This window comes from Bradyrhizobium sp. CCGUVB23, from assembly GCF_024199885.1.
In the GTDB taxonomy this organism is placed as follows: Bacteria; Pseudomonadota; Alphaproteobacteria; order Rhizobiales; family Xanthobacteraceae; genus Bradyrhizobium.
This window is the reverse complement of record NZ_JANADQ010000001.1, coordinates 1,674,409-1,697,777: the sequence shown is the minus strand read 5'-3', so window position 1 is coordinate 1,697,777 and position 23,369 is coordinate 1,674,409. Positions and strand designations below refer to the sequence as shown.

General features: G+C 59.8%; 6 protein-coding genes and 3 pseudogenes. 5 read left to right on the top strand and 4 right to left on the bottom strand.

Going from position 1 to position 23,369, the window contains the following annotated elements; genetic code table 11:
* Positions 1 to 625 precede the first annotated feature (625 nt).
* The gene (locus tag NLN62_RS53325; protein ID WP_371933108.1) at positions 626 to 880 is read right to left on the bottom strand and encodes a hypothetical protein; all 255 of its coding nucleotides are present in this window, start codon (positions 878 to 880) and stop codon (positions 626 to 628) included.
* Positions 877 to 1,545 (bottom strand): annotated as a pseudogene (locus NLN62_RS07910) (aldolase); the annotation flags it as partial. The pseudogene NLN62_RS07910 and the gene NLN62_RS53325, both read right to left, overlap by 4 nt.
* 158 nt (positions 1,546 to 1,703) lie before the next feature.
* Here NLN62_RS07910 and NLN62_RS07905 point away from each other — a divergent pair.
* From NLN62_RS07905 to NLN62_RS07895, 3 genes and pseudogenes are all read left to right on the top strand, one after another.
* Positions 1,704 to 2,219, top strand: a complete 516-nt coding sequence (locus NLN62_RS07905) for a transposase (RefSeq protein ID WP_156944743.1) — start codon at positions 1,704 to 1,706, stop codon at positions 2,217 to 2,219.
* Between the two features lie 459 nt (positions 2,220 to 2,678).
* A complete protein-coding gene (locus NLN62_RS07900) occupies positions 2,679 to 4,256 on the top strand; it encodes a hypothetical protein (protein ID WP_254108293.1) in 1,578 nt (525 codons plus the stop codon).
* A gap of 126 nt (positions 4,257 to 4,382) precedes the next feature.
* Positions 4,383 to 4,732: pseudogene (locus NLN62_RS07895) on the top strand (transposase); the annotation flags it as partial.
* A gap of 200 nt (positions 4,733 to 4,932) precedes the next feature.
* Here the strand turns inward: NLN62_RS07895 and NLN62_RS07890 are convergent.
* Entirely contained in the window at positions 4,933 to 5,397 is a 465-nt protein-coding gene (locus tag NLN62_RS07890; RefSeq protein WP_254108292.1) for a tyrosine-type recombinase/integrase, read from the bottom strand.
* A gap of 310 nt (positions 5,398 to 5,707) precedes the next feature.
* A pseudogene (locus NLN62_RS07885) lies at positions 5,708 to 5,908 on the bottom strand (site-specific integrase); the annotation flags it as partial.
* Positions 5,909 to 7,823: 1,915 nt separating this feature from the next.
* Between NLN62_RS07885 and xopAD (NLN62_RS07880) the strand changes: the two are divergent.
* Together xopAD (NLN62_RS07880) and xopAD (NLN62_RS07875) are read left to right on the top strand one after the other, a co-directional pair.
* Positions 7,824 to 13,895 carry a XopAD/skwp family type III secretion system effector gene (gene xopAD / locus NLN62_RS07880; RefSeq protein WP_254108291.1) on the top strand — a complete coding sequence of 2,024 codons (6,072 nt, stop codon included), beginning with the start codon at positions 7,824 to 7,826 and terminating at the stop codon, positions 13,893 to 13,895.
* Between the two features lie 1,026 nt (positions 13,896 to 14,921).
* The gene (gene xopAD, locus NLN62_RS07875; protein WP_254108290.1) at positions 14,922 to 23,291 is read left to right on the top strand and encodes a XopAD/skwp family type III secretion system effector; all 8,370 of its coding nucleotides are present in this window, start codon (positions 14,922 to 14,924) and stop codon (positions 23,289 to 23,291) included.
* Positions 23,292 to 23,369 lie beyond the last annotated feature (78 nt).

Genomic DNA, 23,369 nt, shown 5'->3' with positions numbered 1-23,369 from the left:
CACTGGACACTATTGTCCCTGTCGTCAGAGACGTAGGTTGATAATTGCTGTGAATGAACTCCCGCTTGAAGGCCGATAGAGCAAGTCAAATTGTGAGTCATTGGGCCTGCTGCGCGCGGAGCTTGAGCGTGATACGTGACATGAAGCTCATGGGATGCGCGTCAATCCGACAACTGTCGCGAAAAATATACGTCTGAGGTCAGCTCATCAGTAAGATCGCCGCCAGATAAGGCTGGGGAGCCATTTAGGCGAAGCGGCGTATCATCGGTCGCACAAACCTAGCATCGCGTCACATTAGGGACGTGCAAACGAGATCTCTCGTCTAGCCGAGTGTAGGACATCGCAAATCGGAGCGAAATTCGCGCCGCCAGGAGGAGAGGTTTCACAGCTGCGATCCGATCCCCGTCTCAGCCGTAAGCCGGTTGCACAGCCCGCGGAAGGCCAAGAAGCGGTGGCAAGGGCCGTTGTACGTCCTGAGACGCTCGACCTTAATGCCGAGTTCTCCCGCCCACCTCGAAAAGAATTCGATTAGCCGGAACTATCTTCAGCAAATGGATGCAGACGTGGATCACGCCCGACAGCCAGTGCAGGTCGGCGAGGTCCTAGAAACCTATACCCGTGCGGCTCATCCGCGGGGCTGCATGGTCGTTTTGGCAGCTACGAATTGCGCGATGAGAACAGTCTCGATAGCCGCAATGTCGTTGCCATCATGCGCTCGGGGCGTTCGGGAACAAATGCCAGGCGAGCCGATGTCGACAATAGCGTCGCTCCAGGCGATACAATCGCGTCCAGCCGCCTTCGCTTCGTACAACGCCCGGTCTGCCTCCTTCATGAGGGCTTGTGCATCGCCGTCGAAATGATCACGCCATGCGGCCCCGATGCTGATACTGACGTTGCGGCGCAGGCTCGCTCCAGGTAGTAAAGGTCATCCCAGGCTTCGGCGATGGTGTTGCCCAGCACCATGACGCCATGATGCTTCATGAAGATGATGTCGGCATTCCCGACGGAAGCGGCGATGCGATCGCCTTCTGCGCTGTCGAGGGCGAGGCCGTTATAGTCGCGGTCCAGGGTGGTTCGCCCGTAGAACTTCAACGCGGTCTGGCCGGCAAACAGCAGCGGTTCGCCTTCGACCATGCAGAGGGCGGTTGCGTGAGGCATATGGGTGTGGAAGGCAACCTTCGCCCGCGACACCTTCAGGTGCAGTCGCGTGTGGATGAAGAAGGCCGTGGCCTCCGGCATGCCTTTTCCGGACAGCACGTTGCCATGAAAATCTCAGATCAAGAGATGCGAGGCGGTGAGCTCGCTGAAGGCGTAACCGTAGGGGTTTAGGAGAAAGAGGTCGTCATGGCCGGGCACGACAGCAGAAAAGTGGTTGCATATCCCCTCATGCATGCCGAGCCGTGAAGCGAAACGAAAATAGGCGGCGAGATCGACGCGCGCGTTCCATATGGCTTCACTGTCGAAATCCGGTCGATTTGGCCGAGCGATCATCCTAGCATCGGCGGGCGTCGCTGGATTGGTGTCGTGGTTCAAGGCGTGAGCCATTGTCGAGTCCTTTTGTGCCGGCCACAGGTCGTGCCGCTAGTTTGCTTTTCTTGTCTTCTGCTCGTCGGGTACGAGCGTGCCGGTCGCGGCCGCGACGCTGGAGGTCAGATAGGCAAGGATCACCTCGACGATGTGCGCCGTTCGGCGCGTGGACAAGGATGCGCCTGTCTCTCGCCCAGTTCAGCGAACCGGTGTGGTCAGGTCACTTGCCGTCCTGGGCGGGCTTCATCACCACTGCCTCAGGGCGTAGGTTTTCGGTACACACAGCCAGAAGTAATCTGCTGTCGCGTCACGAAAACCTCACCCTGGAGGGGAAGCGCTCACTCCAGATTCTGCTCGCCGCAAATCGGCGCCTCAACGCCGCTTGTGTCCTCAAGGAGGCCTTCGGCCAGCTCTGGGATTACGGGCGCGAGTGTTGGGCGAGGCGCTTCTTCGACAACTGGAGAGCCAGCCTCAAATGGCAGCGCCTCGAACCCTACGAGCGCTTCGCCGACATGATCGAGCGCCACTGGGATGGTATCGCTGCCTACTGCGAGCCAGAAAACAGAGTCTCGCTTGGCTTCGTCGAAGGCCTCAACAACAAAATCCGCGTCTTCCAGCGACGGGCTTACGGCCTGTGCGACAACGAATATCGCCGCCTCAAGGTTCTCACCTGCATGCTTCCGCCGCCATGATCCCCAAAATCGTCCACTCGGTTCCCTGAAGACCCCGGATTGGTCGAGGTGGTCAGTTAAGTACCGGCAGACACTTGGGATCGGCGAGGACCGCGACTGTCCTTTGCTGCCTTTTAGTGAGTCCAACTCGTTCCAGCGTCAGCACCATTTGATGAACCGAGGACCGGCTGACGCGGAATATTCCCCGATGTCGGCTTCTGCCGGAGGCCTGCGGTTCAGCTTCATATAGGCATCGCGCTGTCGGCCATGCTTGTCCCGCGCTCGGGGTCTATTTCAGTCAGCTTCTCGAAAGCTAGGCCTGGTAGTTGTGATCTTCTCCGGTGACCTCGTGGACGTGAGGCTGGCGTGGACGCAAGCAACTTCAATCCATTCGATGTGTCGGGCCGGCCGGAGGCGCATCACGCCATATTGCAACAACCGCAAGCGGGACAGGCCGGGCAGGAGGACTTTGAGCGACGCTTGGCTGAGGTGCGCCAGGCCGATGTTGCTCCAGCCGCGGACGCGACACCAGATTCCCGCTATCCTCATCTAACTGAAAAAGACCGGACCCTAATCGAGGCGGCAGCCGAGCATTTTGCGAGGAATGTACAATCGCACACGGTCGGCACTTATACTTGGGCTCTTCGCGTACTGGGAAATCATCTTGCCTCTCGGGGCCAGACGATTGATGCGCTTGATCACGATTCGTTGGTCTGGCACGCTAGTGCGTTCTTTCCCGCTGATGGTTCAATGGTTACCGCATTGAACGCGCTTCGTAAGTACCGCGAGCCCAAGGCTTCAGATAGCTCCCGACGTTATGTTCCTTCTTTGGAGGATGCGAGCCTGATCGACTCAGCCATCGGCGCAGCTGCTGCGCGCCGAAGATGGACGCCTACTACCGCCGACAACAATGAGAAGACTCTTCGCAGATTGGCGAAATCTCTCGAGTCTCAGGGACAAACAATTGCTACTCTTGATCACAATTCCCTGGTCGCTCACGTCAAAAAGTCCTTCGGGGATGACGTAAAAATGGCGTCTGCGTTGGAGGTGCTTCGTGAGTACCGTGAGCCCGATGTTGTAGCTGCTCGCATTCCGCGTCGAAAGGATGAGTGTGTTCCCTCTATGGAGGACAAGGATCTCATCGATAGTGCGGTTCTTGCCAGCGGGCGACCCGAGCATACCGTCAAACACTATACCGACAAACTTTACAGGTTTGCCGGAGTGCTCAAAGAGGACGGCCAAGGAATTGCTAAGCTGGATCACGAGTCCCTGATCAGGCTTGCGAAACGCCTATACTCAAGCAACAAGAATTTAATCACCGGGTTGAACATCATTCGCGATTACCGCAGCGCGCAGGAGCCCGCCGGCGCGGGCAGCTCTCCACATACGGAGGGCCTGGCCGTGCAGTCGCCGGTGCCAAGTGTCAATTCAGGGGAGCTTCTGCGACGGCTGGATGGTCAGCCCGCTCCCTCGCGATCTATTTACGATTCGGCGGAGCTTCGAGGTGTCGCGGATCAAACTGGCCAGTTGCCAGCCGAAAGTTTGGACACAGCAGAGCTTATGGCGATGCTGGCTTCACCCACCCATTCGCCGGGAGACAGTGTTGATCAGCCAAGCCCAGCCTTCCGCTCGCCAGTCCACGCTGTCGCTCCTGATGAGATTGGGCCGGCAGCGGATAGAACCGGCCAGCTGCCGGCTGAAAGTTTAGATACGGTAGAGCTTTTGGAGATGCTGGCTTCACCTACCCATTCGCCGGCCGACAGTGTTAATCAGCCCAATCCTTCGCCCCTGTGGGAGATGGGGGAGTCGACCTCCGGCCCGGAATATCTCCCGGTTCACGCGCCGCTTGCGGTGCCGAATCTAGATTCGTACCTTCCCCTGGGCTGGCAGCACGGCGACCAGTGGGCGACGGAAAACTTCATGCAGGGAATGCGCTTGCATAACGTGCTGCCGAGCGCGGCTGAGCCGCAGACAAATCTCGCCATTCAAGGCGTTAACTACACGGCCACTATCGGGCCACCAGGCTGGGAGAATGAGATCTTTCTCCGCCAACGCTGACTAGCCCGTCATATTCATCAGCGGATTGTTGAGAAGCTGGCGAGCGTGGCGTAAGCCGCTGAGGTGGCGTAGGATTCGGTTGCTGACACCCACCCTCCGCACATCCGGGCCGCCGCCACGCTCGCCATGACCGACAATACGAGTCTGCCGTTCTCATTTCCAGCCGTTTCCCGCAAGAGGATCACAGCCGCGTTTGACGGCGGCAGGCTGACGTCGGATGGCGGCGTCATGCTTCTGGCCATGGTGGACCAGCGCCTCGGCTTGGCCGCGAAGTTGTCCTGCGTATTCCCCGAGCGGCGCGATCCGGGACGCTTCGTGCACAGCCTTGGGGATATGATCCGCGCCCGTATCTTCGCCATCGCGTGCGGCTACGAGGATGGCAATGATCTCGATCGTTTACGCGGCGATCCGGCGTTCCAGCTGGCCTGCGGCCGGACACTGGCCGTGATCTGTGTTCGCAGCCGACGCTATCGCGCCATGGCCTTGAACATCTTCACGTAACCTTTGGGCGCGCTCTCCACAAAGCGCGACCGCAACTCGTCATTGGGCGGCCTGCTCGGCCGCATCGAACTTGCCGGCGCGGACGAGATCGACAGGTATTGCGCGCGAACTGTCCGATCTTCGCCGCCGGACGCGGGATTGATACTGTTTTTGATTGACGTTCCTTCGCATTATTTCAGAGCATGTCGAGCCAGGCGAGCAGGCTCGTATCCGGCTTCCATGACGGGGGATGCCGTGCCGATTCCGGGGCACTGACCTGTTCCAGCGCCTTTCGCTTCGTTTCCAGATTGGCCCTGGCATAGTGATTAGTGGTGTCGAGGCTCACATGACCAAGCCAGCTACGGATAACGGTGACGTCGACACCCGCCGAGACGAGGTGTACGGCGGTGGCGTGTCGGAAGCTGTGCGGCGTCACATGCTTAGTCCGCAACGTTGGCGTGGTTTCGGCCGCCGCCTTCACATAGGCTGCAAGCTTGAACCGAACGCCGGATGCGCTGAGCGGCTCGCCATAGCGGTTGACGAACAGCCGCTGGTCCAATGCACGCGGCTGTCGCTCCAGCAGCTTTTTCAGCAACAGCACGGTTTCCGGCCAGAGTAGGCAGATGCTTCCTTGCGGCTCTTGCCGGTAAGGCGAACGCAACTTGGGCTATCGAACCGGATCGCCCTGGGACAGAGATCGAGAGCCTCCTGTGTCCGTGCCCCCGCTGTTGTAGAGGAACGAGAGCAGTGCGTGATCGCGCATGCCTTCGAGCGTGGAGCGGTCTGGCTGGGCAAGGATCGCTGCTACCTCCGCTGGGTCCAGATAACAGGGTTCGGATACCGGCGCCCGCTTGACTGGGATGTGAAGGATTTCCACGCACTGAGCGATCGATGCGGGGATCTTTGGTTGCGACGAAGTTGAAGAAGCTGCGGATCGCGGCAAGCCTGCAGTCGCGCGTGCCGATCGTACCGCCGCGGTCGTGCTCGGCGTGACCGAGGAAGGCAGCCACCCCGTCGGCAGTCAGATCGGCCAGTGTGATCACCGCCACCTTCCTTTCCGCGCGTTGTGCGGCGAACCGCAGGAACAGCCGCCAGGTGTCATGATAGGATCGGACCGTGTGGATCGATGCATTGCGTTGCTCGACGAGCCCTTCGTAGAAGAACGCGCGCATCAACTCCGGGAACGCGTTCTTGTTCATGGCCGCACCTCCTGCCCCAGATCGAGGAGGCATGGCGCGCCTACGGCCCTGAACCGCTCGTTCGCAAGATGCAGCAGGTCTTGCGTAACGGTGATGTAGATGAGGGTGTAGTGGACATCCTTATGGCCAAGATATGTCACGAGGAACGGGCAGCCGGTCTTGCGGATTGATACCCGAGCGGTACCATTCGAGGATATGGTGCACGACCATCGAGTGGCGCAGGTCATGAAGACGGGGGACCATTCGCCCTTCTGGCGGCTTCAGCCCGGCTCGGCGGATCACGTCGACGAGCAACAAGGCGATGACCTGCTTTGTATAGCGGGCGTTGCGCCCCTCGTGACAGAACAGGGCGGAGTGCGGATCCTGCGTGCACCGGCCTGCTGCCGCGCATCGAGATAAGCCCGAGGCGAAAGTGTAGTGCTAATGCACGTAGCCGTAACTTGCGACCAAAGGCCGGACTTTTCTGGAGCTGAACACGTAAGCTGATGAATGCGTCAGCTTGCCGTCAGATTGTCTCTCTAGGAATTTGCGCCGTTAAGCCAGTAGCTGCCTTCACAGCTGATAAGCCAACGAGCAGTTTGATGCCTGGAGTGCTACGACGATCTCTCCATTCGAGTTGAGCATCTGTCAAAACGGTCGCCGAAATTGATCGGGTGGAGTGTTCGGAAGCGTCTTTCGGGCCAGAATGGCTATCCGCTAAGGAGGCAGTCTTCCCAATCCAAGCGGCAGACAGCCGCGCTCGAACCGGTCAATGTGTCATGTCGTCTGATATGATGCGGGCGGCTTCATGTCTCGACGATTGCAACAATCGTAAGCCGGGGTCGAAGATGACGTCCAAGTCCTATCGAGATCCTACTGGATCATTCGAAATCACGATCTACGGTCAATCCTCGTTGGCAAGGAGCGTTTCGATGAAATTAGCGGCAAAGGCGGGAAGGAGTTCGTTGAAAGTGATCAAACGTCGCGGCTGGCGCGTTCTTGCCTGCAGCGAAGTTGGGCTATGACGGGCATTGATGGGCGCGGCAAGTCGCCGGTCACGGAACTTGCAATCGGACCCTCCGAAGGGGCAGAGGCGTCTCGTTCGTCGGGGCGCCCTGGTGCTGCAGAAGGCCGCCAATCATTCAGTTCTGTTGTCGATCAGCTGCGTTCTGAGCATCAGGAGTCAAGGGCGTCCTCGTCTCGCACCGCGCCCGGCAGCGCGGATGTTTTCCGCGACATGTCTACTTTCAGCGCACGGCAAATCCTGGCGCATGAGCTGCAGCGCGAAGCCGGTGGCAGCCGTCGGCCTTTCCTCTCCCGGGAGGAAGCGAGCTCCTCCCGTTTCGATCGGTTTCTGTTGCGCGAGCATCCAGAGCGATCGCAAACAGAGTCGCGTCCGGCGGGTGGGCGATCGATCGCTGACCGCGGCGGCCGAACAGAAAGGCGGCGCATGCAAACGGTCCACGGTGCAGGCGCGGAGCGATCTGATGTCGAGTCTAGCAGCGCATCACGTCGGGAGGCGAGCTCTGTCCGTTCGGGGGGCGAGCCCCTCCCCGGAGATCGAGGGACCGAAGGCTCGCCACTGGACGCACTGCAGCGGCATAGCCATTCCTTGCCCGGCCTGGATGCCCAATTACGAAAGCGGTGCAGGGAGCATGTGGAGACCGACCAAGGCTCAGGTTCGAAGCGACCTGCGAAGCGCCATCATGGGGCGCCATATCGTGAAGCCAGAGTCTCACGCTCTGATGGCGAATCCGAGCTCGGCGACCAAGATGCCCGGAACTCGGCGCGAGCGACGCTTGCGCCCCATGCAGAATCCCTCGCCGGCCTAAGCGGGGGGCAAAAACGAAAGCGTGCCGACGATGCTTCCACGCAGAGCGTCGAGGGCGCGAACGCAGAAATACTTCGAATGCGGACAGAGGAGCTCAACGCAGCTCTACAAGAGATCGATCGCGCTCGCGACATTCGTGGGTTCTCAATTGCAGTCGTCGATCATGCGAAGCGGCTGCGGGGCGCGGACCTGGCTACGTTCCTGCAAAAGGCCGCGGGCGACTTCGAAGCAAGATTTGTCGGCCAGTTGGTGGGTAACATTCGCTCAGCGTGGGGTTATGCCACGGCCTGCAACGCGGTGAGCCGAGAAGGCGGAGGTCGAGCCGGCATAGAGGTTTGCAGGGCCCTGGCTGCTCGCGTGTCTCGGCTTGATGACACGCTAATGAGGAAAGTGGAGCCTAAAGCTCTTTCACTCTTCGCTTCATCGTTCGGTCGACACGCCTGGGCGGAGGAATGCCGGAACGGAGCGATCAGGATTGCCGAATTTTGTCGCTATGATACTGGAGTCCTTCGAGAGCTGAACTGCCAAAGTCTATCGTTGCTGGCGAATGGTTTCAGCAAGTGGCCAGAAGAGTCAGAGTGTCGTGACGCAACACTGGCAATCGCTGATGAACTCCTGAATCGCGCCCGCCGTGGTGCTGACGGACTTCGCTCTTTTCCCCCGCAGCAGCTGTCACACCTGGTGAACGGCTTCAGCAAGTGGCCACAAAGGACGGCCACGCGCAGGGCCACACTCAGGATCGCCGATGAAGTTCTCGGTCGCGTCGAACAACTCTCCAGGTTTACCTACCAGGACTTGGCGAACCTGGCCAACGGTTTCAGTAAGTGGCCGGACCGGACGGCCACGCGCAAGGCCACCCTTGCAATTGCCGATGAAGTTCTTTTCCGCGGCGCCAAGCTCTCCAATTGTCCGGACCAGGAACTGGCGGCTTTGGTTAATGCCTTCAGCAAGTGGCCAGATACGATGGCCACTTGCGAGGCGACACTCGTAATCGCTCGCGAGGTTCTGAGCCTGCGCGGCAAGGACCGTCTTCCTGGCTTCAATCCGCAAGGACTAGCTAACTTGGTCAACGGCTTTAGCAAATGGCCGGCAGAGGAAGATTGTCGGCAGGCCACAGTCGCAATCGGCCGTGAGATTTGTCGCCGAACCCGCGAGCTCGCTCGTTTCAACGAGCAGCACTTGGCAAACCTGGTGAACGGTTTCAGCAAATGGCCGACTGATCGGGTCTGTGGCCAAGCCACAGCGGCAGTCGCCCGTGAGGTCCGACAGTCCGGCCGACTGTCTCGTTTTAGTGAGCAGGAGCTGGCGAACTTAGTAAACGGCTGCAGCAAGTGGCCCAAAATGTCGAACACTCGCAAAGCTGCGGTTGCAATCGCCACCGAGATCCATTGCCGCGCCCAAGGTGACGACCGGCTCTCCAGTGTTCCTCATCACTTCTTGGCGAATCTGGTGAACGGTTTCAGCAAATGGCCGGAGGAGGAGGCCTGTCGCCAAATCACGATTGCAATCGCCAACGAGGTCCGTCGCTGCGGCGAGCATGAGGATCAGCTTTCTCGGCTTACTCCGCAGGGGCTATCGAATTTGGTGAACGGCTTCAGCAAATGGCCGGCAGAGGTGGACTGTGGTCAAGCCACAGCCGCAACCGCCCGTGAGCTCCTTCGCCGCGCCGGCGAGCTCTCTTGCTTTGAGGAGCAGCACCTGGCCAACCTGGTCAATGGTTTCAGCAAGTGGCCGGCAGAGGACGACTGTGGCCAAGCCACGGCCGCAATCGCCCGTGAGGCCCTTCGCCGCGCTGGCGAACTCTCTTGCTTTGAGGAGCAGCATCTGGCGATCCTCGTGAATGGTTTCAGCAAATGGCCGGAGGACGTGACCTGCCGCCAAGCGACAGCGGTAATAGCGGCTAGGGTCGGTAACACCGCCCAGCTGTCTGGCTTCAATGAGCAAGAAACTGCGATGCTGGCCAACGGCTTCAGCAAATGGCCGGAGGAGGCGAGCACTCACCATGCAATGATGGCGATTGCTTCTGAGGTTCTTTCTCGTCCTGGCAACACCGATCCGCTCTCCGGTTTTACTCCGCAAGGGCTGGCGAGCCTAGCAAATGGCTTCAGCCATTGGCCCGAAGAAGCGTCGTCTCGCGAAGTCATTGTCGCAATTGCAGCTAAGATTCAAGATGCTGACCGGTTAGCTCATTTTGATGAGCAGGAGCTGACGAACCTGGTCAACGCCCTCAGCAAGTGGCCGGACGAGGAGGTGTGCTTTCGAGCGATAGTGGATATCGCCAGCGGGCTTGGCACCGCAGACCGACGATTCGCCAGCTTTAGCACGCCTCAGCTCGGCATCATCGCGAATGCTGTGGGGCGAGCCGTGTTGAGGGGAGAGGAGAGCGGCGAGATTAGCGAGACCGCTCTGCTGAAGGATCGGTTACATAGGTTGGCCCACTACCTGCACTATGCAAGTGATCGCCTCGAGCAGGCCGAGCTTTTGAGCATCGCCAACCTTTTCAAGCCGCTGGCTAAGGCTAGGCTGTTCGATGATCTGAGCTCGCTCGCATCGGTTGGGTTAAATCGGCTTGACGAATTGCGTGGTGACGCCGGCTTTGCGAGCCGGCATAACCTCGAGGCCATGGGACATCTCTGCGTCGCTGTGCTACCGCTGGCACGCAGTCCTCATCTGCGCTGGCACCGTAGACAGGCCCTAAATTTGTTGAACGACCTCCAGGGCATTGTCGAGGAAAAGATCGCTGCGCATATTGAGGCGGACGATGCGGAACGGATCCGCGGCCCGTACGCGAGCCGTCGCCCCGCGCTCTCAATCTATCAAGTGCTCAAGACCCGTGCGATCCTGAAAACGATGTTTCGCCGACCGTATGTCGAGGGCAAGAAGTCCGATCTGCAGATGAGGCAGCAGGACTTGCAGCGTGGGACCAGAGAGATCCTGCGCATTACGCGCGATCTCATCGAGCGCGATCTTTCCAATATGTGCTGGAATCTGATCGCGGAGATCGAGTCGGATGGTCCCGTGGGTGCGCTGGACTCGTTCTTGGCGCAGGATGCAGCGACAATCCTGGCGCAACATCACCCCGCTGCCTTCGACGTGCATCGGGTCTTGCGAGACATGGACCACGAGCCCACGCCTCCAAAGGAAAACGCGGGTTTGATGCAATTGCCAGTGGTAGACATGCAGGGCCGGCGCGTGGCCACGGAGCGCGAGACAAGGTATTCCGCTTTTCATCGCCTGACCGCAGGTGCGGTTCCCGTCGTCGCGGTCCAACTGCCGGCAAAGCCGAGCGCCTTTATGCTGGCGCGGACGCTCACGGTTGACGGCGTGCCGTATCGCATGGACTTGTTCGGCGGAGGCAAATTGAAGCCGCCGCGATTGACTGTGGCGCAGATCGCTGGCCGTACGCCAGGTGACGTCCGCGTACGTTCCGGGGGCCAGCTCTTGGCCATTCCGTATGCCGACACAGCAGCCGGCACGGATTTCGAGCGAATGTCGCGCGCCTGGGCCCCCTTCAAGGAGGCTTATTTCTATACGCAGCGCAGGGGATTTGCGGCGCCTCCGGCGATCAAGGGTTTGGGACCTCACGACTCCGCGTTGGAGGGCGCATTCAGGCTGTCGCTGCTGCCGGACCGTCCGGAAGGCGAGGCGCATCCCTTCAGACTTAGTGGACCGCAGGGGCCGATCGCGCTGCGGCCACATGACGGTTGCGGCTTCATCAAAGCCTCGCTGGCCGAGCGAATGCTGGCCGTTCGACGCGGCGCGACTCAAGACGGTCCTGAGCGGGTGCCGGCCTATGGTGAGGGACGCAGATCATCGCTGCCCGCCTCGGCGCTGCAGCATTACCCGCGCAGCGAGCAGGTGGCCGATGAGGCGGAACAGAAGACCAGGACCTGGCTCGAAAGCAGAGAAGGGAAAAAACTGACCTTCGAACAGATCTATCGCACCGTGACGGTCGGAAACATCGGGGGACCCGGCGCCGTTGCAGTACCATCCAGCGATGGCCGTCTCCATGTGCCCGCGCTCAAAAGCGAGACTTTGACCGCGAAAGGGGGCGTCCTGATCGGGCGCTCCCCCTATGACAAGGCCAATCTGCGTCCGTTTGCCGCCGAGCAAGTCAGGTCGGCAACAGACGGGGATCCAACCGCGGCGTTTCTCGATACGTGCGTGGCCATGCAGTACAGCTTCAATGCGGCCGAGAGATCGCACGGCGAACTCGCTGCCGACAATGCCACGTTCTTTGCCAAAGGCATTCTGATCGTGGCGCCCGATGCAATGTGGCCCACCGCCTTCGCCGACCGAGGCGTGGTGCTATCGGCCGAGGACGTCAAGTGCCATTCGCGCTGGACCGAGCGCAAGGACCGCGTCAAGGAGGACACATCGCTCGAATGTGTCGGCATCCTCCAGGCAACCGAAGTGTTCGCTCCGGGGTCGCTGGTTGCAGTCCCGCCTGACGAACAGAAAAGGCTTGATGGCGACTTCGACGGGGACACTGTCATTATCCTGGGCGATCGGCCTGCCCTGTATCAACACGTACGCCAATTCGATCAAGAGGAGCAAGCGCGCGGACTACGCTCCCTTAAGCCGCCCAAGTCGCACACACCCGCCATCGAGGGCGAGCGTTACCAGTTCAGTCGCACCAGCCAGATCCTGGCCGCCACGCAGAACGTCCTGGAAACGTATACGGGTCTGCAGCGCACCTTTCTGGCGCAATCCCACGACGCACGAGGCTGGTTCGCCGAGCGGGCCGTATTTGGGACGTATGAGGGCATTCAGCAGGAACTCAAGCGTGACCTTCGTGAGCTGTTAAACCAGGAACAGCCGAGTCGGCAGGACATCCAGGACACGCTCGTCAGGGCAAGGCACGAGATCGAGGCGGCAGACCATGCGGTCGCTCGCGAAATCGCCGGCCTGCTCGTTGCCGACCTTGGGACATGGGCTACGGATGAGCACGCCCCGCCTGTAACCGCTGAGGGCAGCGGCAATGCAGGGCTGACGCTGAGCACGGAGCTGTGGGAGCTCTTCCCCGATCTGGCGGAGGCTTTTTCCGCAACGGCTCAGCCACGAGAGCGTGTCCAAATGCTTGTTGACCACTACCCGGCGCGGATCCATCCCCGACCCGATGGTTACCATCCCGATGACCTCGTCCGAAGCGCAAACAACCTCCTCAGTCTCGGGATCAAGGTCGGAACCGACGCCTATAAATCTGACACGGGTGCCGGCCTTTTTCTGAAGAAAAGCCATCAGCTTCAGCGACTGCTACAAGCAACCCCGGGACTGAGGCCCGCTCCCTACAGCAAGAACATAGCAACAAGTCTCAACCAGGGCAGGCTGGATCTCGATGCGACATTGGCAAATCTGAAGGACAATCCGACGCTTGCGGCCTCGGTCATGGAAGCCTCCATCAAGCTTAGCATGGAGAGCGGCATTCTGCCTGAACCATCCGGCCGTCGCCCGGCCGCAGCCGATTCTATTGCGACGATCACTCTGACCCGCGAGGAGGCCGCCGTGCGCGCTAAACTTGAGACTGAGCGCGCCAAAATCGAGGAGGAGACAATCACGACTACGGTATGTGAGATTGCCGAAACGCTCCGCACAAAATACCAGATCGAAGTTGAGATGCCCCACGTCGATCGCCGCTTGAAATCGGAAAGGACCATACGATTGCAGCTCACCGGCGTGAGCGTCCCCTGCGAGAGCGCTTCACAGCTGATCAACAACGCCGTACGTCATGTCTTCAGGATCCCTGATGGGCAGTTTGCAGCGGCCTTCAGAAAAGCCATGCTGGCCTTCGACGATCGAGGCTATGCTGAGGTCAGCACGACCAATTGGTTTAGGATACGAACGCCGAACTTCGTGGGGATCAAGACTGTGCTCGCCACAGCGCAAGGTTACCGCTTTGAACTGGAGTTTCACACACCAGACAGCTATCGGGCCAAGCTTGCCAATCATGATACGTATAAGGAGCTGGAGGAGCAGCAGCAACCAGGAGCCGGAAATGGACAGGATCAAGTTAAATCCAAAGAACTCGAGCTCTGCGTGCGAGAGGTTTGTAAGCAAGTTGCCATCCCTGAGGGCGCTAAGGATATCTTGCATTGGAGAGCGGAAGTGGGCCGCGCGGGGAGCGCCAGCTCCGTCTTTACGTTCCTCTAGGCTGTCGCCTCCGAGCCTCGAATCTTAGATCACCTCATCGCCTGCTCTGTAACCTCTTCATCGCGATCTCACCGTACGGCGCTGTTCGCAAGCTCAGGACCAGTAGAATCCATGATCTTGGCGTCAAAGATCTTGGCGTCAAACGACGGATGAGCGAACCAAGCCATATGCCGCCGCACGATAAGTCAAGCTTTGGCGTTGCCGCGACTGCGCTCGGATGGCACGACGAGGAGTATGAAACGAGCCGGTCTGATGGAAGGTGCTGGAGCAGCTTGCTGACCCCGCGAGGTCGTTCCACGGGCCAAATCATGTAGCTCTTCACTCGCCCTCCTTCGGTTGGTCGAGTCAGCATCATTTACGCTGTGACTAGTGCCGCAATGCGGCACAAAGCGCGTATCGTCACGCGCTCGGACGGGGCATATACCTCGCCGAAGAATGGGCCCGCTGCCGAGCTTCCTTTTGCGATGCTCATCGCTGCATCATGATCGAACATTGGGTCCGACCGCATACAAGTACGCGGCGCGATGCGCGCGATCTTTGCAAGCTCCCTCGCGGATTGCCTCCGTTTTCGGCTGTGCGCAGGTCAGCTTCACGTCAGGTGAAGTGGATATCTTCGATGCCACAGTGCGAACAATTGTGCAGAGACGGTCCGCGCTTGCCGGTTGTGGCGAGTCACGTCTCGTCGGTGCAGCGTAAGGAGACCTCTCCGATCAGCTGCCGAAACACAATCGTTGAGGCTGTCGCGGCGGCACCGTGTGTGCCAAACGTTCTAATTCGGCTCATTCTCGCTTGCATGGAGGGCGGAGTTTGACTGGAGTTGATCGACCTGGGAACGCGCCCAGCGGACCAGATGCGCACTGGTCCCGTGCTGAATCAGATGTTGGTGGTGGAGGGGATGGCTCGACGTTCAGTTCTGTCGTGCAAGGCTTGCGCTCTGAAAATCGAGATTTGGGGGCGTCGTCCGCTCAAAGGCCACCTTCGGCCAGCAATGTCCGGCGCCGCATGCCGCCCGGTCGCAGCGTTGAGTTGCGTGACGACCAGCATGATCGCGCCGTTGATGTGCGTGACGACCAGCCAGGTTCTCTCCATTTGCCGCACCGCGGCGCGCCAAATTGGGAGGAAAGTTCGTCGCGTTCCGGTGCCGAGGATCGCGGTGCCGATCAGTCCAGGAGTTCACGACAAAGTGCTCCTTCCTCGCGCAAGCGGTCCGTATCCGACCTAGATCGAGAGTCAAAACGGCGCCGAATGGATGGTGTCGCCACACATGCGCAAAGTGGAATCTCAGAACAGCAATCCAACGCAGCCCTGCACGCGATTCGTTTCGCCCGCGACATCGTTGGATTCTCATGTGCAGTGGTAGACCATGACAAGCAGCTGCAAAGGGCTGACGGCGCGATTCATGCAACATTCGTACAAAAGGCCGCCTCCCAATTCAGAAGTCAATTTGTCCCTCGCTTCGAGGACGATATCCGCCGCGGTAAATCGTGGGGCTACGCGACGGCATGCAACGTGGTCAGTCGCGAGGCCGGAGGTCAGGAAGGTGTCGAGGCTTGCAAGGCGATCGCGGCTCGCGTGTCGCAGCTTCATGGTGCGTTGTTATGCGAAGTCGAGCCAAAAGCTCTTTCGCTTTTGGCTGCATCATTTGGTCGGTATCCGCAATCGAGGACATGCCGCAATGGAACGATCAGAATCGCCGAGTTTTGTCGCGATGAAGGCAAGGCGCTTGGGGCACTGAATAGTCAAAGTTTGTCGTTGCTGGTGAACGGTTTCAGCAAGTGGACGCAGCGGCCGGAGACTCGTGATGGCACGCAAGCCGTTGCCCGTGAGGTCCGTCGCCGCGCCGACCGTCGTTTCCGGCTCTCTGATTTTTCGCAGCAAAACTTGGCGAACCTTGTGAACGGTTTCAGCAAGTGGCCACAACAAGCCGATTGTCGCCACGCTATGGCCGCGCTCGGCGGTGAGGTCCTTCGCCGCGCTTCCAGTGACTTCGGGCTCTCTGCTTTTAATCAGCAGGACTTGGCGAACCTGGTGAACGGTTTTGAAAAATGCCCGGAAGAGGCGGTCTCTTGCCAAGTCATAGCCACTGTCGCGGGCGAGGTCCTCCGCCGCGATCGCCATGCCGGGCTCTCTGGACTCACTCACCTGCACCTGGTGAATCTTCTGCACGGGTTCAGCAAATGGCCGGAACAGGCCGCTTCTCGCGGAGCCGCAGGCGCGCTGGCCGGTGAGGTCCTTCGTCGCAACCACCGTGCCCGCCTCTCTGAATTCAGTCAGCAGGAACTGGCGAACCTGGTGAACGGCTTCAGCAAATGGCCCGAACAGGCGGCGTGTCACCAGGCCACCGGAGCAATTGCAAGTGAAGTCGCTCGCCGCGCTGACCGCGGCGGGTTGGGGCTCTCTGATTTTAATCATCAGGACCTGGCGAACCTGGTGAACGGCTTTAGCAAATGGCCGGAAGAGGGCGGCCATCGCCAAGCCACAGGCAGAATCGCCATAGAACTCTGTCGCCGTGCCCGCGAGCAAGGGCTCTCTGGTTTTACTCCGCAGGAGCTGGCGAACCTGGTGAACGGGTTCAGCAAATGCCCGGACGATGGAAATTATCACAGAGCGACAGTCGCAATCGCCACTGAGACTATTCGCCGCCGCGCCCAACTCTCTGATTTCACTTACCAGAATCTGACGAACCTGGTGAATGGTTTCAGCAAGTGGCCGGACGGGGCGGACTGTCGCGAAGCCGCGCTCGCAATCGCCGGTGAGGTCTTTCGCCGCGACGACCAGCTGTCTCATCTTACTCAACCGGCGCTGGCGACGTTGGTAAATGGATTCAGCAAGTGGCCGGAACAGGCAGCGTCTCGCCAGGCCACGGTCGCCGTCGCCGGTGAGGTCGCTCGCCGCGCTGACCGCGACCTCGGGTTCTCCGAATTTAGTCATCAGGAGCTGGCGAACCTGGTGAACGGTTTTAGCAAATGGCCGGAAGAGGCGGTTCATCGCCAAGCCACAGTCAAAATCGCCACAGAACTCTCTCGCCGCGCCGGCGAGCAAGGGCTCTCTCGGTTTACTCCGCAGGAGCTGGCGAACTTGGTGAACGGGTTCAGCAAATGCCCGGACGATGCGGACTATCACAGAGCGACAGTCGCAATCGCCACTGAGATTATTCGCCGCCGCGCCCAACTCTCTGATTTTACTCACCAGAATCTTGCGAACCTGGTGAATGGTTTCAGCAAGTGGCCGGACGGGACGGACTGTCGCGACGCCGCGCTCGCAATCGCCAGCGAGGTCTTTGGCCGCGACGACCAGTTATCTCATCTTTCTCGACAGACGCTGGCGACATTGGTGAACGGGTTCAGCAAGTGGCCGGAAGAGGCGCCATCGCGCCAAGCAGCAGGCGCGATGGCCAGTGAGGTGCTCCGTCGTGACCGCCGTGCCCGGCTCTCTGAATTCCGTCAGCAGGACCTAGCAAACCTGGTGAACGGCTTCACTAAGTGGCCGGAAAACGAGTGGTCTCGCCGGGCCACCGGAGCGATTGCCGGTGAGGTCCGTCGTCGCGCCGCGCGCGGCGAGTTCGGGCTCTCTGATTTTAATCACCAGGACTTGGTGAACCTGGTGAACGGTTTCTGCAAGTGGCCGGAAGGGACAAGAAATCAGCAAGCCGCGGACGCGATCGCGCATGAGGTCCTTCGCCGCGGCGCCCAGCTCCGTGATTTTACTCACCAGCACCTGACTAATCTGGTGAATGGTTTCAGCAAGTGGCCGAACGCAGCGGGTTGTCGCGAGGTGACAGTCGCAATCGCTGAGGAGATCCGTCGGCGCCAGCTCTCCGATTTTGCTCCACACGAACTGGCGAACTTGGTTAACGGTTTCAGCAAGTGGCCAGAAGCGGCGGCGTCTCAGCAAGCCATAGTTGCAATCGCGCATGAGGTCCTTCGCCGCGGCGCCCGGCTCTCCGAGTTTAATCACCAGCACCTGGCTAATTTGGTGAACGGTTTCAGCAAGTGGCGGGAAGAACCGGATTGTCGTGACGCCACGGTCGCAATCGCAGGTGAGGTCCGTCGCCGCCAGCTCTCTGACTTTGCTCCGCAGGGCCTAGCGAACTTGGTGAACGGCTTCAGCAAGTGGCCAGAAGCGGCGGCGTCTGAGCAAGCCACAGTAGCGGTTGCCAGCGAGGTCCGTCGCCGTTGGGCCCAGCTCTCTGATTTTAACAACCAGCACTTGTCTAATCTGGTGAACGGTTTCAGCAAATGGCCGGAAGCACCGGACTGTCGGGACACCACGGTCGCAATCGCATGGCAGGTTCTTGGGCGCGCCGCATCGCTCTCTGATTTTACTTCGCAGGAGCTGGCGAACCTGGTGAACGGTTTCAGCAAGTGGCCAGATCAGCCGGGGTCTCAGCAAGCCACAGCCGCGATCGCGCATGAGGTGCTTCGCCGCGCCGAACTCTCTGATTTTACTCGCCAGGAGCTGGTTAATCTGGTGAACGGTTTCAGCAAGTGGCCGGAATCGCCGGACGCTAGCCAAGCCACGTTTGCGATAGCGGGTGAGGTCCTTCGCCGCGCCGAACTCTCTGATTTTAGCCCGCAAGGACTGGCGAACCTAGTGAACGGCTTCAGCAAATGGCCGGAATCGCCGATCTCTCGCGACGCCACTGTTGCGATCGCGGGTGAGGTTCTTCGCCGCGCCGAACTCTCTGATTTTGCACCACTGGGACTGGCGAATCTGGTGAACGGCTTCAGCAAGTGGCCGGACGAGGAGGACTGCCGCAAAGCCGCGGCCGCAATCGCCGGGGAAGCCAGTCGGCGCCAGCTCTCTGATTTCGCTCCGCAGGTAGTGGCGACCTTGGTGAACGGGTTCACCAAATGGCCGGAAGAGGCTGCGTGCCGGCAGTCCACGATGGACATCGCGCGCGGATTAGGTGCTCGAGGGCAGCGATTCGGTGTGTTCACCACGCCTCAGCTGAGTATGCTCGCCAATGCTCTGTCGCGAACGATCATGGGGGCAGAGGACAGTGGGGAAATTACGGACGCTACTCTGCCGAAGGATCGGTTGCACAAGCTCGCCCACTACCTGCACTATGATAATGATCGTCTGGGGCAGGCTGACGTTCTGCACATCGCAACAATCTTCAAGGCGCTGGGTAAGGCTAGGCTGGTTGATGACCTCGGTTTGCTCGCACTGACAGGCTTGAATCGGCTCTCGGAATTGCGTCAAGCCCCTGATTTTATGACGCGGAACGATCTGGAAACCATGGGCAATCTGTGCGCTGCTTTGCTGCCGCTGGCGCGCAGCCCAGAGAGGCCGCTGCGCTGGCATCGCAGGCAGGCCCTCAACCTGCTCAACGATCTCCAACCCGCGGTCGAGCACAAGATCGAGGCGCATCTGAACGCAAGCGATGCCGAGCGGACCCGTGGCCCGCTTGCGAGCCGCTGCACCGCCTTATCGATCTATCAGACGCTTAAGGCTCGTGCGGTCCTGCAGAGATTGTTCAGGTCACCGTATGTCGAGGGCAAGAGGCCCGATTTACGGATCAGACAGGATGAGCTGCAGCATGGGACCAGAGCGATCCTGGCTGGCGCGCGCGACCTGATTCAAGGCGATCTTTCCAGCATGAGCTGGAATCTGATCGCGCAGATCGAGGCCGACAGTCCAGTAGATGCGCTGGACTTATTCATGGAGCAGGATACGGCGGCGATCCAGGCGCAAAATCCTGCGTCTGTCTTCGACGTGCATCAGGTCTTGCAAGCCATGGACCACGCGCCAAGGTCTCCGCAGGGTGACGCGGGGCTGATGCAGTTGCCGGTGGTGGACATGCAGGGGCGGCCATTGGCCACGGAGCCGGAGAGACGGTATTCGATTTTTCATCGCCTGACCTCGGGAGCCCTGCCCGTGGTCGCGGTGCAACTGCCAGCAACGCCGAGCGCCTTCATGCTGGCGCGTACGGTGAACGTCAACGGTGTACCATACCGCATGGACCTGTTCGGCGGCAGCAAGTTAAAGCCGCCGCGAATGAGCGTGTCTCAGGTTGCGGCCCGAGCTCCAGGCGAGCTAGCAAAGCCTTCCGGGGGAAAGCTGCTGGCGATTCCCTATGCCGAAACCGCCCCGGGCACGGCCTTCGAGCAGCTCTCACGGGCCTGGGCCCCTTTCAAAGAAGCCTATTATTACACTCAACGCAGGGGTTTTGCGGCGCCTCCGGCCATCAAAGGTCTATCTCCTCACGACTACGCGCTGGAAGGCGCCTTCAAATTGGCGCTGCTGCCGGACCGCCCTGCCAACGAGGAGCATCCGTTCAAGCTGAGAGGGCCCGATGGCCCCATTGCGTTACGACCGCATGACGGCTGTGGCTTCATCAGGGCCTCGGTGGCCAACGTTATGCCAGCTGTTCGCCGGGCTGCCGAGCAGGAAGGTCCTGACCGGGTGCCTGCCTATGGTGAAAGGAGATCATCCCTACCGGTCTCGGCACTCCAGCATTATCCGCGCAGCGATCAAGTCGCGGATGAGGCGCGCGAGCAGGCCAGGAGCTGGCTTGAGAGGCGGGACGAGCAAAAGCTGACGTCAGAGGAGCTGTTTCGCACCGTAACGGCCGGGCATATCAACGGTTTGGGCGCCATCGCCATCCCGTCCGCTGATGACTGTCTCCATGTGCCGACGCTCAAGAGCGAGACGTTGAGCGGTGGTGGCGTGCTGATCGGGCGATCCCCTTACGACAAGCCCAACCTCCGTCCCTTCGCCGCCGACCGGGTCAGGTCGGCCGCCGATGGGGATCCTACTGGGGCATTTCTCGATAAGTGCGCCACCATCCAATACAGTTTCAATGTCGCCCAGAAATCGGCGGAGGAGTTGGCCGCCAACGATCCCACTTTCTTCGCCAAAGGACTTCTGATCGTGGTGCCGGATGAGATGTGGCCGGCCGACTTCGCCGACAGGGAGCTGGTGATGTCTGCCGAGGATGTAAAGTGCCATTCGAGCTGGACCAAGAGCAAGGACCGCGCGAAGGTGGACACGCCGGTCGACTGCATCGGCATCCTCCAGGCGACCGAATTGTTTGCCTCAGGCTCGGTGGTTGCCGTGCCGCCCAATGAACAGAAGAAGCTTGACGGCGACTTCGATGGGGATAGCGTGCTCATCATCGGCGACCGGCCGCAGCTTTACGAGCATGTTAGGCAATTCGATGAAGAGGAGAAAGCGCGCGGGTTGCGCTCCCTCAAGCCGCCAAAATCTCATACCCCAGCGATTGAGGACGGTCGCTACAAGTTCGGTCGCGCCAGCCAGATCCTCGCCGCCACGCGAAATGTTCTGGAAATCTATACTGGCCTGCAGCGAGGTTTTCTGGCTCAATCCCATGAAGCCCGACAGTGGTTTGCCGAGCGTGCCATCTTCGGCACGTACGAAGGCATTCACGAAGAGCTTAAGCGAGCAATCCGAAGCCTGTTGGAGCAGGAGCAGGTCAGCGCTCAGAACGTCCAAGACAAGCTCGATAATGCGCGGCACGAGATCGAACTGGCAGACCATCCGGTCGCGCGCGAGATGGCCGAGTTGCTCCTCATCGAGCTCGAGGCGTGGGCCGTGAGCCTGCCCGAACAACTCCTGCCCGAAACAGTCGCCGGCGTGAGCGAGGCACAGCTCGCATTGAGTCAACAGCTCGGCGAACTGTTCCCCGAGCTGGCGGAGACCTATCCGGCAATGGCTCGGCCACGTGACCGCGTCCAGCTTATCCTCGATCGTTACCCTGCGCGCATCGACCCACGACCAGATGGCTACAATCCATCCGACCTCGTGCAAAGTGCAAGCAATCTCCTGAGCCTTGGCATCAAGGTCGGAACTGACGCCTATAAATCCGACACTGGCGCCAACACCTTTATGAATAAGAGCGGCTACCTTCAGCGCCTGCTGCAACAGACGCCGGGGATGAAATCGGTGCCCTACACCAAGAGCATGGCGGCTACTCTCAGCCACGGTCAGTTCGATGTCGATGCGACATTGGACGATCTCAAAGACAATCCGACGCTGGCGGCTTCAGTCATGCAAGTATCGATTAAACTTGCCGCGGAGCGAGGCATTCTGCCTGAACCCTCGGGCCGACGGCTAGCTGCCGATGATTCGGCCACGACAATCACATTGACCAGCGAGCAGGCAGCACAGCGCGCCCAAATGGAAGCCTCCCGCGCTCAAACCGAAGAGAAGGACATCACTCCGACGGCAACTTCGGTTGCCGAAGCCCTCAGGAATGCCGACATACCGGTGAAGCTGCCCCATCTCGCTCAGCGTTTGAGATCGGAAGGGTCGATGACAGATCAGCTCGTGGGCACGCAGGCCCCGTTTGAGGCCGGTACCCAGCTGATCAGCAACGCTGTACGCCACGTCTTCGAACTTCCTGATAAAGATTTTACACGTGCCTTCAAGAAAGCCATTCTAGCCTTCGAAGAGAGCGGCTATACCGAGGTCAGCACGACCAACTGGTTCAAGGCGCGATCGCCGACCTTCGTCGGCATCAAGACTGTGCTCGCTACGCCGGGCGGATACCGTTTCGAGGTGGAGTTCCACACGGCAGACAGCTACAACGCCAAGATCAACAATCACGACACGTACAAGGAGCTGCAGAAGCTGCAGGAGCTGCAGCGCGTGAGTCGAGAGCCCCTGGATAAGTCCAGAGCCGAGCAACTCTTGGAGCGCGTGCGACAGGCCTGCAACAAGGTTGTCATTCCCGACGGGGCCATCGCGATTCCCCACTGGGAGGCCGATGCGGCTAGTACAGTTGGTGGTGCCAGCCTAGCTCGCCGGTTGCAAGTGGCCCCGCCGAGACATGCGGCGCACTCCCCGCTTGCGACAGAGATTCTTGGCGCGTTGGGCGCGCGACCGATCGTGCTCGTCGGGATGATGGGCGCAGGGAAATCCACTCTTGGCCGTGTACTCGCCAAAAAACTGGGGTTGAGCTTCGTGGATTCCGATAAAAAGATCGAGGCGAAGACCGGCAAGTCCATAACTAAGATTCTTGCTGAGGATGGAGAGGCGCATTTCAGGAATCTTGAGATGAATGAGATCAGGCAGCTGCTCGAACAAGGGCCGGCGGTACTCGCAACCGGTGATGGGACGTTCATGATCGACGAAATCCGGCAGCATGTCGGGCAGAAAGCGGTCACGATCTGGCTTAATACCAACGAGGACGTGATCAGGCGGAACCTGAGGCACAACACCAAGCGTCCGAAGATGCAAACCGCCGACCAGGATAAGACGGTCACAAACCGTGTCCAAGTGCGCAATCCCATCTATCAGCTTGCCGATCTCACCATTGCCCCGCAGCGCCAGCGGGATCTCATGAGCGCGGATGCTTGCCTCAGCGCGCTGCACGCCTACCTTTGCGGTGAACGCAGAGAGGTCCAAGCTCCGTTAGAGGCGGCACCATGAGGGCGCCCTTCAAGCATGCAAATCCCATTACGGCCATCCGCGCTCCGCAATCGCAAAGCCGATCGAGCTGGAAGGAGT

What these genes read in the sequence shown, in the direction of transcription:
- NLN62_RS07905 (WP_156944743.1), top strand. Translation starts at nt 1,704, where the DNA reads ATGCGCCTGTCTCTCGCCCAGTTCAGCGAACCGGTGTGGTCAGGTCAC.
- xopAD (WP_254108291.1), top strand. Translation starts at nt 7,824, where the DNA reads ATGCGGACAGAGGAGCTCAACGCAGCTCTACAAGAGATCGATCGCGCT.